The following is a 14,417-nucleotide window of genomic DNA, read 5'->3' on the forward strand; positions in this document are numbered from 1 at the left end:
GATGGTCCTGTTCCGTCCGCGGACCGCCCTCGTGGCGGCGGTGCTCCTCTCACCCGGCAGCCTGCACGCCCAGGGCGAGGCGGCCTGTGCCCGCGACGTGCTGGTCGCCGGTTCGATGCAGCGGCAGGCGATCGAGCAGCTCGAAGGCGGCGGCGACGATGAGGCGAGCCTCTGCCGCATCTGGCGCCGTCACGTCGAGACCATGCGCCGGATCGCCGGTGTCTACGGCCGCTGCCTGTCCGGCCCCGAACGGACCGAGCGCCTGTCCCAGGTCCAGGGCTCGGAGAAGGAGTTCGCGGGCCTCGTGCGCAGCCGTTGCCGCGGGATGTGAAGGCCGGGGACCGATTGTCCCGGTTGAGGCCGAGCGCGGCTGTTCGTTCCGCGCAATTCGTGCATGATCGCTGCAACCGCCCGTGAGCCTCGTCCGGGCCCCTCCGGCCTCGGAAGCTGAGTGAGCGTGCCTCCCTTTCCCTTCACCGCCATCGTCGCCCAGGAGGAGATGAAGCGGGCGCTGCTGATCGCGGCGGTCGATCCCTCCGTCGGCGGCGTCCTGATCTTCGGGGACCGGGGCACCGGCAAGTCCACCGCGGTGCGGGCGCTCGCGGCGCTGCTGCCGAAGATCCGCGCGGTGGCGGGCTGTCCCTATTCCTGCTCCCCGGACAGCCCGGCCGATGCCTGCCCGCACTGCGCCCGGGGGAGAGGCAAGAGCCATCAGATCCCGGTGCCGGTGGTCGACCTGCCGCTCGGCGCCACCGAGGACCGGGTGGTCGGCGCCCTCGATCTGGAGCGGGCGCTGACGCGGGGCGAGAAGGCGTTCGAGCCGGGCCTGCTGGCGCGGGCCAACCGGGGCTTCCTCTACATCGACGAGGCGAATCTCCTGGAGGACCATCTCGTGGACCTCCTGCTCGACGTCGCGGCCTCCGGGGTCAACACCGTCGAGCGCGAGGGCCTGTCGCTGCGCCACCCCGCCCGCTTCGTCCTCGTCGGCAGCGGTAACCCGGAGGAGGGGGAACTGCGCCCGCAACTCCTCGACCGGTTCGGTCTCGCTTGCGAGGTGACGACCCCGACCGACATCGCCACCCGCATCGAGGTCGTGCGGCGGCGCGACGCCTACGAGCGCGACGGCGAGGGGTTCTGCGCGGGCCAAGCGAAGGCGGAGAGGGCGCTGCAGAAGACGATCCTGTCCGCGCGCGAGCGTCTGGGAGGCGTCGGCGTTCCCGACGCGGTGCTGGAGAGCGCCGCCCGGCTCTGCCTCGCGCTCGGCACCGACGGCCTGCGCGGCGAACTCACCCTGATGCGCACCGCACGGGCCCTGGCGGCCCTCGACGGGGCCGAGACGGTGACCGTCGCGCATCTGCGGCAGGTGGCGCCGAGTGCGCTCCGCCACCGCCTGCGCCGCAACCCCCTCGATGAATCGGGCTCCACGGCGCGCGTGGCGCGGGCCGTGGAGGAGGTTCTGGGCGGCGCGTGAGCTCGGGCCCTCAATCGTCCTGGTCGATGTCCTTGTCGAGGATCAGCTTCGACTCGACCGTGGTGTCGGCCTTCAGGTGGTAGACCAGCGGGATGCCGGTGGCGATCTCCAGGCTGGCGATGGTCTTGGTGGTCATGCCGTCGAGCACCATCACCAGCGCCCGCAGCGAGTTGCCGTGGGCGGCCACCAGAACCCGCTCGCCCGACATGACCCGCGGCAGGATCGTCTGGATGTAGTAGGGCAGCACCCGCGCGGCGGTGTCCTTGAGGCTCTCGCCGCCGGGCGGGGGGACGTCGTAGGAGCGGCGCCACTCGTGGACCTGCGCATCGCCCCAGCGCTCGCGGGCATCGTCCTTGTTGAGGCCGGACAGGTCGCCGTAGTCGCGCTCGTTCAGCGCCTCGTTGCGGATCGTCTCCAGTCCGCCCTGGCCCATCGCCTCGAGGATCAGCGCGCAGGTGTTCTGGGCGCGCTTCAGGTTCGAGGTGAAGGCCACGTCGAACTGCGTGCCCTGGGCCTTGAGCCAGCGCCCGGCCTGGCGCGCTTCCTGAATGCCGAGCTCGGTCAGATCCGGGTCGCGCCAGCCGGTGAACAGCTTCTTCAGGTTCCATTCGCTCTGGCCGTGCCGAGCGAGGACGAGCAGGCGCTCCATGGGAAGGATCTCTCCGAAGAAGGTCGGGGCGAGGCCACCGCTTCACGGGGCCTCGCGATCATAGGGCGGGCCTCTACCAGAGGCGGCGGCGCCTCCCAAGCCCAAGCCTGACGTTCCACCGAATTCGTTATTCGGAGGAAAGTCTAATCCCGCAGCCCCAGCACGTCGTCCATGCCGTAGAGACCCGGCGGCTTGTCGAAGGCCCATTGCGCGGCCCGCACGGCGCCGCGGGCGAAGATCGCCCGGTCCTCGGCGTGGTGGGAGAGGGTGATGCGCTCCGACGGACCGGCGAATATCACGCTGTGGTCGCCGACCACCGACCCGCCGCGCAGGGTCGCGAAGCCGATATCGCCGGGCCGGCGCGCCCCGGTATGACCGTCGCGGGTCGAGACGCGGGTGTCGGAAAGGGCGACCTGACGCCCCTCGGCCGCCGCCTCGCCGAGCAGCAGCGCCGTGCCCGAGGGGGCGTCGACCTTCATGCGATGGTGCATCTCCAGCACCTCGATATCGAACTCCTCGCCCAGGGTCGCCGCGACCTTGCGCACGAGGCCGGCGAGCAGGTTGACGCCGAGCGACATGTTGCCCGAGCGGACGATGCGGGCGTGGTAGCTCGCCGCCTCCAGGCGCTTCAGGTCGTCCGCGGACATGCCCGTGGTGCCGACGACGTGGACGATGCGGGCCTGCGCGGCGAGTTCGGCGAAGGCGACCGTCGCGGCGGGGGCGGTGAAATCCAGCACCCCGTCGGCGGCGACGAACAGAGACAGCGGATCGTCACTCACCGCTACGCCGAGATCGCCGATGCCGGCCAAGCGCCCGGCATCCTGGCCGAGGGCGGGCGAGCCCGCGCGCTCGACCGCGCCGTGCAGCGTGCAGCCCTTGGCCTCCGCGACGGCGCGGATCAGCATCCGCCCCATGCGCCCCTCGGCGCCGACAACGACGAGCTTCATGATGATCGACTTCCCGCTGAGATGGGTGATGGGCTCATGTCGGACGGCATCTAACCGAAATCGCTTCCGCCGAGACGGCTAAACTCGATGCGACGCGATCAGCGGTCCGAGCACGTCCGACACGCCGTTGACGGTGATCTGCGTGCCGACACACAGCAGCAGGAAGGCCGAGAGACGCCCGAGCACCCGCGCCCGCACCGGTCCGATCAGGGTCACGACCCGGTCCGCCGATCCGTAGGCGAGGCGGATCATGCCGGCAATGGCCAGGGCGGCCAGGGAGGCGCCGATGAAGAAGCCGGCGAGATCGCCGGGTTCCGACGGGCGGTTGGCGCCCAGCGCGATGGCGACCGCGATGGTGCCGGGCCCGGTGGTGAAGGGGAGGGTGAGGGGGAAGAAGGCGATCTCGGCGAGGTTCTCCCCGGCCTCGGGCTCGGACGCCTCGGCATGCTTGCGGGCTTCCCGGGTCTCGGGCGCGTTGAGCAGGGTCCAGGCGAAGGCCGCCACGAACAGGCCGCCGGCGATCCGTAGGGCGGCGAGCGACACGCCGAAGAAGTTGAGGATCGGGGCGCCGGCCCAGAGGGCGGCGAGCATCACCAGGGCGGCGTAGAAGCCGATCCGCCGCGACAGCTCCGCCCGCTCTCCCTGCGAGCGGTCGGCGGTGATCTGCGCGAACATCAGCGCCGAGCCGATCGGGTTGACGATGGAGAACAGGCCGGACAGCGCGAGCAGGAAGCTCGTCAGCACGGTCTCGAATCCGATGGATGCCAGCATGCGGGCCCGGCTCGGCAGTCTGCGGGAACGGGAGGGGCTTTAGCCCGGCTGTCCGGCCGGCACCAGCACCCGTGCCGGCACGCGGCTCTCCAGGCGGCGGACCTGCCGCACCGCGACCGGTCGGTAGAGCTGCTTGGTGGCATCCACCACGTGCAGGCCGGCGAACGGCATGGCGAGGCCGGTGCCGAACCGCTCCCAGGCGGCGGCGGTGCGCAGCCAGAACCGGCTGCGGATCGGCGGCATGTAGAGGGTCTCGGCCCAGCCCTCCGGCGAGAACAGCGTGTCGCGCATCAGCCGCGACAGCTGCGAGCGGCTGTAGGGCTGGCCGTGGCCGAAGGGCGTCGCGTCCCGCCGCGCCCAGACGCCGGTCCGGTTGGGCACGACGAGGATCAGGCGTCCCCCCGGCGTCAGCACCCGCCAGACGTCGGCCAGGAGTTCGCTCGGGCTCTCCACGGCTTCGAGCGCGTGGACGAGGATGACGCGGTCGACCGCGGCCTCGGGCAGGGGCAGCATGGTGAGATCCGCGAGCGCCGTCACCGAGCGCCCGCTGGAGGGCCAGTTCACCACGCCCTGCGTCGCCGGCATGAAGGCCAGCGTCCGCTCGGCGATGACGTGGACCGGACCGAGATAGGGCGTGACGTAGCCGAGCCCGAGCACGCGCAGCCCCGAGACCGAGCCGAGAAAGCCGTGGATCGTCCGGCCGACGACACGGTGCGTGACGACGCCGAGCGGACTGGCGTAGAAGGCGCGCAGATCCGTGACGTCGAGGCGCATCGGATGGGGTGCCGGCACGGCCGGTTGTCCTCCACGAGACGGATGCCGCAAGGCTGGTGCCGCATCAATGGGGATCGCGGGCGCATCCGGCAAGCGGGGCGCTGCCGCCGGCTCCGGAACCGTGGCCGCCATGCACCCGTTCCCTGCCGGTCCCGTGCCGGCGGTGTTGTGAGAGAGTCAGACTGGTGAAAGGGTCTTCGATGACGAGCGCGACCCCCGACATCCGCACCTTCCTGTGCCGGAGCGACAATATCGGCGTGCTGATCCGCGATTCCACCAGCGGCGCCTGCGCCGCCATCGACGTGCCGGAGGCGGACGCCGTCCTCGCCGCGCTCGACGCGGAGGGCTGGCAGCTCACCGACATCCTCGTCACCCACCGCCACGGCGACCACATCGAGGGGATCCCCGAGGTGGTGGAGCGCACGGGCGCGCGGGTCACCGCGCCGGAGAAGGCGCGCACGGCGGTGCCGGGCGCGGCCCGCTACATCAGGGAAGGCGACACGGTCACCGTCGGCAACCTCTCGGCCGCGGTCTGGGAGACGCCGGGGCATTGCGCCGACCACGTCACCTACCACTTCGCCGATGCCGGCGTGGTGTTCGCGGGCGACACCCTGTTCACCCTCGGCTGCGGCCGGGTGATGGAGGCCGAGCCCGAGACGCTCTGGCGCTCGCTGGTCCGCTTCCTCGACCTGCCCGACGCGACGTCGGTCTATAGCGGCCACGATTACGTGCTTTCCAACGGCCGCTTCGCGCTCGCCGCCGATCCGGACAACGCCGACCTGAAGGAGCGCGTGGCGCAGGCCGAGCGGCTCGCCGAGACCGGCAGTTTCCTGATCCCCTCGACCATCGGCGAGGAGAAGGCGACGAACCCGTTCCTGCGCGCGGGCGAGCCCGTGCTCGCCCGCTCGGCCGGGCTGGAACCGGGCTCGGACCCGGCGGCGGTGTTCACGGCCCTGCGGCTGTGGAAGAACCGCTTCTGAGGCCTGTGGACGGGCGGGATCGGGTGTCGCCGTGGTTCCATTGACCGGGCCGCGTGTGTTCGGCGAGACCTTGCCTTTGGGTCGGTGCCGTGTGATCGAAGCCCACGGTTTTGCGCATCGCAACACGACCCGCTCGTCCGCGTAGCCTCGGCGAAAGGCCGGTTCCCTTGCCCACCCTGTTCCGTTTCCTCGCCACGATCGCGATCCTCGCGGGCCTCGTCTTCGCCGGCATGTTCGCGCTGGCGACCTTCGTCCAGCCGACGCCGCGGGAGATGAGCGTCACCATTCCTCCCGCGAAACTCCAGCCGGGCAACCGATGAGCGCGGACGGTTCCGCGCCCCCGGACGGGGCGGAGGATCCGGGCCAGCTCTTTCTCGACATGCTCGCCGCCGAGCGCGGCGCGGCGGCCAACACCCTGGCGGCCTACCGGCGCGACCTCGACGACTACCTCGGATATCTCGCGCAAGCCGGGATCGATCCCGAGGAGGCGCAGGCCGATCAGGTCCGGGCCTACATCGCCTCCCTGGAACCCCGCGGGCTGAAGGCGTCCTCGGCGGCCCGGCGCCTCTCCTGCATCCGCGGCTTCCACCGCTTCCTCTACGCGGAGGGCTACGCCGAGACCGATCCGACTGCGCCGGTCGCCGCCCCGCGCCGGGCCAAGGGCCTGCCGAAGATCCTGTCGGTGGCCGAGGTCGACCGCCTGCTCGCGACGGCGCGCGAACGGGTTGAGGCGGCGGGCGACGACCGGGGGGAGGCGCGGGCCGCTTCGCGGATGCTCTGCCTACTCGAACTGCTCTACGCCACCGGCCTGCGCGTCTCGGAACTCGTGGCTCTGCCGCGCTCGGCCGCCGCGACCCGCGAGCGCTACCTCGTGGTCAAAGGGAAGGGCGGCCGCGAGCGCCTCGTGCCGCTGACCGACCTCGCCCGGGAGGCGATGCGCGCCCACGTCGCGCACCTGCCCGCGGACGGTTCCTGGCTGTTCCCGGCCGAGAGCGAGAGCGGATACCTGACCCGTCAGGCCTTCGCCCGCGATCTCAAGACCGCCGCCGCGGCCGCCGGCCTGCGGACCGACCGGGTGAGCCCGCACGTGCTGCGGCACGCCTTCGCGAGCCACCTGCTCCAGAACGGTGCCGACCTGCGTATTGTCCAAGAACTGCTGGGACATGCCGACATCTCGACGACGCAGATCTACACCCACGTTCTCGACGAACGGTTGAAGGGCATGGTGCGCGACCTTCATCCGCTTAACGATCGAGACGATTACATCGAGCCTGGAACTGTTTCCTCATAAGAACCGTATCATAACGCACCATTATGCCGACTATGCCGACTATGCCGGCTGATCGGTCATGGATTGCTACAAATTCGGGCTCCAGCTTGGTGTATTGCCGTTGACATCGCGGGCGTGGTCTGACCCTCTACAAGGGCCACGATGCTGAGGAGTCGGCGCAGCGGCTCGAACGGGCCGGTGCCAGGGTACGATGCGCCTCGATCTCCCGACACTCTTCACGATGACGGCCGCCGTCACCTTCACGGTGGGCGTGCTGTTCCTGCTGTCGTGGAGCCAGTCGCGCCGCGAGCGCGCCCTGGCGGTGTGGGGCGTCGCCCACGTCGTCGGCAGCGTCGCCTCGCTGATGCTGGCCCTGCGCGGGCAGATCCCGGACAGCCTGTCCATCGGTCTCGCCAACGCGCTGATGATCGGCGCCTACGGACTGATCTGGAGCGGCGTGCGCGCCTTCGAAGGCCGCCGGCTGCACCTCGACTGGGCCCTGGCCGGCGGGACGATCTGGATCGCGGCCTGTCTCGTGCCCGCCTTCTTCGAGTCGCTCCCCGCCCGCGTCGGCCTCGCCTCGACGCTCGCCGGGTTCTATTGCGGCTCCGGCGCGCTCACCATCTGGCGCGGACGCGGCGAGCCGCTGGTGTCGCGCTACCCCGCGCTGCTTCTGCTCGCGACCTACGCCGCCCTGTACTGGCTCCGTGTGCCGCTGGCCTTCACCGTGCCGATCCCGGCCTCCGTCGCGGTCGCCTCGCCGTGGTTCGCCATCCTCTGCTTCACCGGCACGCTGTTCTCGGTCGCCATCGCCTTCGTCTTCATGGCGCTGACCAAGGAGCGGGCCGAGCGCGAGCAGCGGCTGGCCGCCGAGACCGATTCGCTCACCGGCATCGCCAACCGCCGCGCCCTGGTCGCGGGGGCCGAGCGGCACCTCGCGGTCGCGCCCGCCGCCCTGCTTCTGTTCGATCTCGATCACTTCAAGTCGATCAACGACCGCTTCGGCCACAGCGTCGGCGACGCGGCTCTGGCCGCCTTCTGCCACATCGCGGCTCCTCTGCTGCCGCCCGGTACGGTGTTCGGGCGGATGGGCGGCGAGGAGTTCGCCTGCCTGCTGCCGCGGTTCGACGAGCGGGCGGCGGCGCGGGTCGCCGAGCGGGTTCGGGCCGGCGTCGCAGGCTTCGCTCACCCGGCCTATCCCGATCTCACGATGAGCGTGAGCGTCGGCGTCGCTGCGGAAAGCCAGATCGGCGGCAGCCTCGACTACCTGCTGCGCCGGGCCGACGACGCCCTCTACCGGGCCAAGCGGACCGGGCGCGACCGGGTCGTCACCTCCGGGGATGATCCGCTTCCCGCGGTCGAGGAGGCCCTCGGCACGGGGCTGCACGCCAAGGCGGGCCGCCGGAGCCGGATGCGGTCGCCGTGAGCTCCGTCCACATCGATCTGCCGTCCGCCCGTTGAAGCCGCCCAGTCCTCCATCGACGGCGCGCCCGATCCTGCGGCATCGTCGCGCCCGACGGGAGCGGGCGGTCGAGACCGCTCCGGGGAGAGGGTGACGATGCGGCGGCTGGCTCGGGGGATCGTCCGCGGCGCCGCCTGGGCCGTTCTGATGATGGGTTCGGCCCAAGCCGAGCCGATCGAGCGCCGGATCGACGCGCTGCTCGCCCGCATGACGCTGGAGGAGAAGGCCGGCCAGCTCAACCTGATCTCGCACGAGCCGATCCTCGACCTCGGCAGCTTCCGCCGCGGGGAAGTCGGGGCAATCATCAACTTCAGCAATGCCGGTCTCGTCGCCCAGGCCGACCGGCTCGCCCGCTCCTCGCGGCTCGGGATCCCGCTGCTGGTCGGACTCGACATCGTCCACGGCTACCGCACCATCTTCCCGCTTCCGCTCGCCATGGCCGCGAGCTTCGATGCCGGCCTCCTGCGCCGCGCCGCCGCCGCCCAGGCGCGCGAATCCGTCGGCGTCGGCCTCAACTGGACCTTCTCGCCGATGGCGGACGTCGCCCGCGACCTGCGCTGGGGCCGGGTCGTCGAGGGCCTGGGCGAGGATCCGTGGCTGACCGGGCGGCTCGCCGCCGCGCAGGTCGAGGGTTTTCGCGACGGCGGGCTCGCGAGCACGCTGAAGCATTTCGCGGGCTACGGCGCGGTGCTCGGCGGACGCGACTACGACGCGACCTTCGTGGCGCCCACCGAACTGCACGACCTCCACCTGCCGCCGTTCCGCGAAGGCGTCCGCGCCGGCGCCGACGCGGTGATGACGGCGCTGACCGCGCTGAACGGCCTGCCCACGACCGCCGACCCGGCGCTGATGACGGGCCTGTTGCGGCGGCAACTGGGCTTCTCCGGGCTCGTCGTCGCCGATTGGCAGGCGGTGGCGAGCCTCGTGAAGCACGGCGTCGCCCGCGACGGGGCCGAGGCCGTGCGCAAGGCGCTGCTCGCCGGCGTCGACATGGACATGACGAGCGGGCTCTACCTGCGCCACCTGCCCGAGGAGGTGCGCACCGGCCGCGTTCCGGAAGAGGCGGTCGATGCGGCGGTGCGCCGGGTGCTGCGGCTGAAATTCGGGCTCGGCCTGTTCGACCGCGCCGTGATCGATCCGGACGGTGCGGAGGAGAGGCTCCTGCGCCCCGAGACCCGGCGGCTCGCCCGCGAGGCGGCGCGGGCGAGCCTCGTCCTGCTCCAGAACCGCGACGGCCTGCTGCCGCTCGATCCGGCCCAGGTCCGCCGCATCGCCGTCGTCGGCCCCTTCGCCGATTCCGCCTGGGATCAGGTCGGCCCGCACGAGGGCGCGGGGCAGGAATGGGACGCGGTGACGATCCTGGCGGGCCTGCGCGAGCGCGCCGCCGCGGCCGGCGTCGCGATCGAGTTCGCGCCGGGCTGCCCGCGGGTCTGCGACGGCCGTGCGGGTTTCGCCGAAGCGGTCGGGGCGGCGGCGCGGGCCGATCTCGTCGTGGCGGTGATGGGCGAGCCGCGGGACCGCTCGGGCGAGGGCTCCTCGAGCGCGTATCTCTCCTGGCCGGGCCTGCAACACGACCTGCTCGCCGCGGTCGCCGGGGCCGGCAAGCCGGTCGCGCTCGTCGTGGTCGGCGGACGCCCGACCGAACTCGGACCGGCGCTGGCCCACGCGCAGGCGGTGCTGATGGCCTGGCTTCCGGGCACCGAGGGTGGGCCGGCGGTGGCCGAAACGCTGTTCGGCGATGCCAATCCCTCCGGCAAGCTGCCGGTCTCCTGGCCGCGCACCGTCGGGCAATTGCCGCTGACCTACGACGCCCTGCCGGGCGGGCGCCCGCATCTTCCGGGCTCGCGCTGGACCATGGGCTATGCTGACGAATCGCCGTCGCCGCTGTTCCCGTTCGGCTACGGCCTCTCCTACACCCGCTTCGCCTACGGCGAGCCGGAGATCGTGACGCCGCATGTCGGTGTCGGCGATCGCTACGACGCCGCGCTGGAGGTGCGCGCCGCCGTCACCAATTACGGCACGCGGTCGGGTCGGGCGGTGGCGCAGCTCTATGTCAGCCAGCCGGTGGCGGGCCGCAGCCGGCCGCGACGCCTGCTGAAGGGCGTCGCGCTTCTCGATCTCGCCTCGGGCGAGACCGGCACCGCGAGCTTCCGCGTGCCCGCGCGCGACCTCGGCTATCACGAGCCGGACGGCACGCTGGTGGTGGAGGCCGGCGCCTACCTCGCCCATGTCGGCGGCGACGCGGTCGCCACCCGGAGCGCCGGCTTCACCGTCGAGACCGGCTGGCGCGGCCCCCCCGGCAGCGACGAGGCGCGTCGCTGACACTCAAGCTTTTGATGCCGGCATCGCCTTTTTCCGAAGGCCGGCGGTCACCTCTTCGGACGACGCCCTATCCGAACGTCTTGCGCGGATCGAACGCGTCGCGCACCGCCTCGCCCGCGAAGACGAGCAGGCTCAGCATCGTCGCCACCACGAAGAAGCCGGTAAGGCCGAGCCAGGGCGCGTTGATGTTGTCCTTGCCCTGCGCCAGCAGCTCGCCGAGCGAGGGCGAGCCGGGCGGCAGGCCGAAGCCGAGATAGTCGAGGGAGGTCAGGGTCGTCACCGAGCCGTTGAGGATGAACGGCAGGAAGGTCAGCGTCGCCACCATGGCGTTGGGCAGCAGGTGGCGGGTCATGATGCGCACGTTCGACAGGCCTAGCGCCCGGGCGGCGCGCACGTATTCGAAGTTGCGCGCGCGCAAAAATTCCGCGCGCACCACGCCGACGAGCGCCGTCCACGAGAACAGCGTCAGGATGCCGAGCAGGGTGAAGAAGCTCGGCACCAGGAAGGCCGACATGATGATGATGAGGTAGAGCGTCGGGATCGCGCCCCAGATCTCGATGACCCGTTGGAAGGTGAGGTCGGTCCAGCCGCCGAAATAGCCCTGCACCGCCCCGGCGATCACGCCGATGACCGACGAGATGCCGGCGAGCACGAGGCCGAACAGGATCGAGATGCGGAATCCGTAGATCACCCGCGCCAGCACGTCTCGCGTCGCGTTGTCGGTGCCGAGCCAGTGCCACTCGATGTCGCGGCAGCCGAGTTCGCGCCCCTCGGCCTTCACGCCGGCCCGCTCGGCGACCGGGCGACACTGTTCGTCGCTCAGCATCCAGGTCGGGGGCGAGGGCGCCGGGGTCGGCAGGTCCCGCATGTAGGTGTTGTCGGCGTAGGGGATCGGCGGCCAGAGCGCCCAGCCGTTCTCCTCGATCTCCTTGCGCGTCTCGGGCGCGCGGTAGTCGGTCTGTGCCAGAAAGCCGCCGAACTTCTCGTCCGGATAGTCGATCAGGACGGGGAACAGCCACTCGCCCTTGTACTGCATGACGATCGGGCGATCGTTGGCGATGAGTTCGGCGAACAGGCTCAGCACGAACAGCACGGTGAAGATCACCGCCGACCCGTAGCCGCGCCGGTTCGCGCGGAAATTCGCCAGCCGCCGCCGGTTGAGCGGCGAGAGGCCGCGGCGCTCGGCGGTCGGCAGGGCCTGCATCTGCGGCGCGTTGCCCGGCGCGGTGACGGGCACCGCGTCGGGTTCGGGTCGCAGGTGCTCGTTCATCGGCTCCAACCCTCACGCTCGGGCGGCCGATGCCGGCTCAGTCGAGCCGGATTGCGGTGCCCTCGATCTCGCTCGGCCGCAAGTCGCCCTTGCGCTCGAGATGGCGGCGCAGCAGGCGCACGTTGCGGCGGTTCGCCTTGAAGGCCGCGTCGAGCAGGTCGCCGGCCAGCGGCACCGAGCCCACCGCGCCGTCGAGGGCGACGTTGGCCATCATGCGCCAGACCAGCCAGCGCGGCGCGCCGAGCCGTTTCGCCTCGTAGACGATGTAGGACGCGATCGCCATGCCCGCGATGTCGCCGAGCACGGGGACGAGGCCGATCACCGCGTCGAGCCCGACGCGGCGGTTGATGCCCGGCAGGAGGAAGGCCGAGTCCATCAGGTGGGCGAGCTGCTCCAGCCGCTGGAGGCTCGCCTCCGTGCTGGTGTCGGTGAAGCGACGCAGCTGCGCCGCGCCGGGAGGCTCGCGATAGGCCATGCTGGGGGTCTGGGCGGAGGTGGTCATGGCAGACGATGTGGCCCCACCCCGACCGTTGCACAAGGAAGCCGACGCGCGCGCGCTCACCGCCCGCGAAATAATCCCCCCAGCCGCTCGACCGCCGCGTCGAGGGTGGCGTCCGTCTTGGCGAAGCAGAAGCGGGCGAGGTGTCTCACGCCGCCTTCCGCGTAGAAGGCGCTGACGGGGATCGCGGCCACGCCGTGCGCGGTGACGATCCGCTCGCAGAAGGCGACGTCGTCCTCGGCGAGAGCCGCGACGTCGACGGTGAGGAAGTAGGTGCCCGCGCTCGGCAGCACCGTGAAGCCGATCCGCGACAGGCCGGCTGCCAGCCGGTCGCGGGAGCGGGCGAGTTCGGAGCGCATCCCCTCGAAATACCCGTCCTGCTTGGCCAGCCCGTAGGCGACCGCCTCCTGAAGATTCGGCGGCGTGGTGAAGGTGAGGAACTGGTGCGCCCGCGACAGGACCCGCATCAGCGGCTCGCTCGCCATCACGAAGCCGACCTTCCAGCCGGTGAGGCTGAAGATCTTGCCCGCCGAGCTGATCTTCACCGTGCGCTCGCGCATGCCCGGCAGCGCCATCAGCGGGAGGTGGCGACGGCCGTCGAAGATCACGTGCTCCCAGACCTCGTCGCAGACCGCCACCGCGTCGAAGCGCCGGCAGAATTCGGCGAGCAGGGCGAGGTCGTCCGGCCCGAAGACGGTGGCACTCGGGTTGAGCGGGTTGTTGAGCAGGACGAGGCGGGTGCGCTCGGAGAACACCGCGGCGAGCGCCGCCTCCTCGATCCGGAAATGCGGGGGCTTGAGCGTGACGAAGCGCGGCACGCCGCCGGTCCGGCGCACCAGCGGCAGGTAGGCGTCGTACATCGGCTCGAACAGCACGACCTCGTCGCCCGGCCGCACCAGGGCCATCAGCGCGCCGGCGAGCGCCTCGGTCGCGCCCGAGGTCACCATCACCTCCCGCTCGGGATCGAGGTCGAGGCCCTGATGGTGCCGGTAATGCGCCGCGATCGCCCCGCGCAGGGAGGGCAGCCCCATCATCGGCGGGTACTGGTTGCTGACGCTCTCCAGTGCCCGCGCCGCGGCGGCGCGCACGTCGTCGGGTCCCTGCCCGTCGGGAAAGCCCTGGCCCAGATTGATCGCGCCGTGCTGCCGCGCCAGCCGCGACATCGATTCGAACACGGTTTCCGGCAAGTCGGCGAAGACGGGGTGACCGGTGAAAGCGGGGATGCGATTCGCTGCGGGATCCATGGTCGATGTCTTCGCAGAGCGGCCACGCCGCTCCAAGCGCCTTCGGAAAGGTGGGAACGGGACGAGAACTTGAGCGCGCTTGGTATCGTCCTGCGCGAAGACAAGAGGCGTCTTGCCGGAGCCTTGCGAGAACATCCCGATCCGGTCTGTGCGACGTGCGTTCACGCACACGAGTTGGCGGATGAGCCGCGAAAACCCGTTTTTGCAGCGCATCGAACGGCTGACGAATGTTGACGATCATCAGTCGTAAGCGCATGTTCACCCCACGGTCGGACCGGCCGCCGCGCTGAAGGAACTTCGCCCCCTCGTTTCTTGAGTGTGGCAGGCCGGTCCGGTCGTCCTCCTGAAAAGGCCGCCGCTCGACACGGCGGCCTTTTTCATGTCCGATCGGGCGGCGCGTCCGGTCCCGCGGCGCCCCTCTCGTCATCGGCGGATCATGCGTCTCGGAACCTGCCTGCTGCTGGCCGTCATGTCCGCCGGTCTCGGCCTGGGCCTGCGTTTCGCCGTGCCGGTGACGCCTGTCGATGCCTCGTTCCGCGACGTGATGCGCCTCTATCAGTCGCAGGGTGGGCCGGAGGGCAGCAACATGCCGGAAACGTCGGCGCCGTAGGAACACCGCATTGCCAGGCGATGCTCGCCGGCCTTACCGAAGCGGGCCCGTCCGGGCCGCACGGTCTCGACGGGATCGGACTTCCGGCCGACTGAAGCGTTCCTGCGGACCGGCCCGCATTCGATGGCCGTGGTTGATGTCGACGAGT

Annotated in this window: 15 protein-coding genes; 8 read left to right on the plus strand and 7 right to left on the minus strand. The window is 71.1% G+C overall.

Annotated features, from left to right (window positions below):
- Position 1: 1 nt before the first annotated feature.
- Positions 2-331, plus strand: a complete 330-nt coding sequence (locus ABS772_RS01885) for a hypothetical protein (protein WP_350391853.1) — start codon at positions 2-4, stop codon at positions 329-331.
- 126 nt (positions 332-457) lie between these two features.
- Positions 458-1,471: a magnesium chelatase ATPase subunit I gene (gene bchI / locus ABS772_RS01890; RefSeq protein ID WP_350391876.1), complete on the plus strand. Its 1,014-nt coding sequence runs from the start codon at positions 458-460 to the stop codon at positions 1,469-1,471.
- A gap of 10 nt (positions 1,472-1,481) precedes the next feature.
- On the opposite strand, the gene ABS772_RS01895 is transcribed toward bchI, so the two are convergent.
- From ABS772_RS01895 to ABS772_RS01910, 4 genes are all read right to left on the minus strand, one after another.
- Positions 1,482-2,120 (minus strand): 2,3-bisphosphoglycerate-dependent phosphoglycerate mutase, encoded by a 639-nt coding sequence (locus ABS772_RS01895; RefSeq protein ID WP_238257189.1) that lies wholly within the window; start codon positions 2,118-2,120, stop codon positions 1,482-1,484.
- 143 nt (positions 2,121-2,263) lie between these two features.
- A complete protein-coding gene (gene dapB, locus ABS772_RS01900) occupies positions 2,264-3,067 on the minus strand; it encodes a 4-hydroxy-tetrahydrodipicolinate reductase (RefSeq protein WP_350391854.1) in 804 nt (267 codons plus the stop codon).
- A gap of 78 nt (positions 3,068-3,145) precedes the next feature.
- On the minus strand, positions 3,146-3,838 hold the full coding sequence (locus ABS772_RS01905) for a MarC family protein (RefSeq protein WP_350391855.1): 693 nt from the start codon (positions 3,836-3,838) through the stop codon (positions 3,146-3,148).
- 39 nt (positions 3,839-3,877) lie between these two features.
- Positions 3,878-4,612, minus strand: coding sequence for a class I SAM-dependent methyltransferase (locus tag ABS772_RS01910; protein ID WP_238258842.1), 735 nt, complete (start codon positions 4,610-4,612; stop codon positions 3,878-3,880).
- A 200-nt stretch (positions 4,613-4,812) separates the two neighbouring features.
- Here ABS772_RS01910 and gloB point away from each other — a divergent pair, with 200 nt between their 5' ends.
- The 5 genes from gloB (at position 4,813) to ABS772_RS01935 (ending at position 10,646) form a co-directional block, all read left to right on the plus strand.
- A complete protein-coding gene (gene gloB / locus ABS772_RS01915) occupies positions 4,813-5,592 on the plus strand; it encodes a hydroxyacylglutathione hydrolase (RefSeq protein ID WP_350391856.1) in 780 nt (259 codons plus the stop codon).
- Between the two features lie 167 nt (positions 5,593-5,759).
- The gene (locus tag ABS772_RS01920) at positions 5,760-5,912 is read left to right on the plus strand and encodes a histidine kinase (RefSeq protein WP_108940425.1); all 153 of its coding nucleotides are present in this window, start codon (positions 5,760-5,762) and stop codon (positions 5,910-5,912) included.
- Positions 5,909-6,883: a site-specific tyrosine recombinase XerD gene (locus ABS772_RS01925; RefSeq protein WP_350391857.1), complete on the plus strand. Its 975-nt coding sequence runs from the start codon at positions 5,909-5,911 to the stop codon at positions 6,881-6,883. The genes ABS772_RS01920 and ABS772_RS01925 overlap by 4 nt, the downstream gene beginning before the upstream one ends.
- A gap of 190 nt (positions 6,884-7,073) precedes the next feature.
- Positions 7,074-8,288, plus strand: a complete 1,215-nt coding sequence (locus tag ABS772_RS01930) for a GGDEF domain-containing protein (RefSeq protein WP_350391858.1) — start codon at positions 7,074-7,076, stop codon at positions 8,286-8,288.
- 132 nt (positions 8,289-8,420) lie between these two features.
- Positions 8,421-10,646: a glycoside hydrolase family 3 N-terminal domain-containing protein gene (locus tag ABS772_RS01935; RefSeq protein ID WP_350391859.1), complete on the plus strand. Its 2,226-nt coding sequence runs from the start codon at positions 8,421-8,423 to the stop codon at positions 10,644-10,646.
- A 67-nt stretch (positions 10,647-10,713) separates the two neighbouring features.
- On the opposite strand, the gene ABS772_RS01940 is transcribed toward ABS772_RS01935, so the two are convergent.
- The 3 genes from ABS772_RS01940 to ABS772_RS01950 form a co-directional block, all read right to left on the minus strand.
- The gene (locus tag ABS772_RS01940) at positions 10,714-11,916 is read right to left on the minus strand and encodes an ABC transporter permease (RefSeq protein ID WP_238254627.1); all 1,203 of its coding nucleotides are present in this window, start codon (positions 11,914-11,916) and stop codon (positions 10,714-10,716) included.
- Between the two features lie 37 nt (positions 11,917-11,953).
- Entirely contained in the window at positions 11,954-12,391 is a 438-nt protein-coding gene (locus ABS772_RS01945; RefSeq protein ID WP_231347027.1) for a DUF4112 domain-containing protein, read from the minus strand.
- Between the two features lie 83 nt (positions 12,392-12,474).
- Positions 12,475-13,659, minus strand: coding sequence for an aminotransferase (locus ABS772_RS01950; protein ID WP_350391860.1), 1,185 nt, complete (start codon positions 13,657-13,659; stop codon positions 12,475-12,477).
- 436 nt (positions 13,660-14,095) lie between these two features.
- Here ABS772_RS01950 and ABS772_RS01955 point away from each other — a divergent pair, with 436 nt between their 5' ends.
- Positions 14,096-14,269 carry a hypothetical protein gene (locus ABS772_RS01955; protein WP_350391861.1) on the plus strand — a complete coding sequence of 58 codons (174 nt, stop codon included), beginning with the start codon at positions 14,096-14,098 and terminating at the stop codon, positions 14,267-14,269.
- Positions 14,270-14,417: the final 148 nt, after the last annotated feature.

The sequence above is a fragment of the Methylorubrum podarium genome (assembly GCF_040270385.1).
GTDB classification, from domain to species: domain Bacteria; phylum Pseudomonadota; class Alphaproteobacteria; order Rhizobiales; family Beijerinckiaceae; genus Methylobacterium; species Methylobacterium podarium.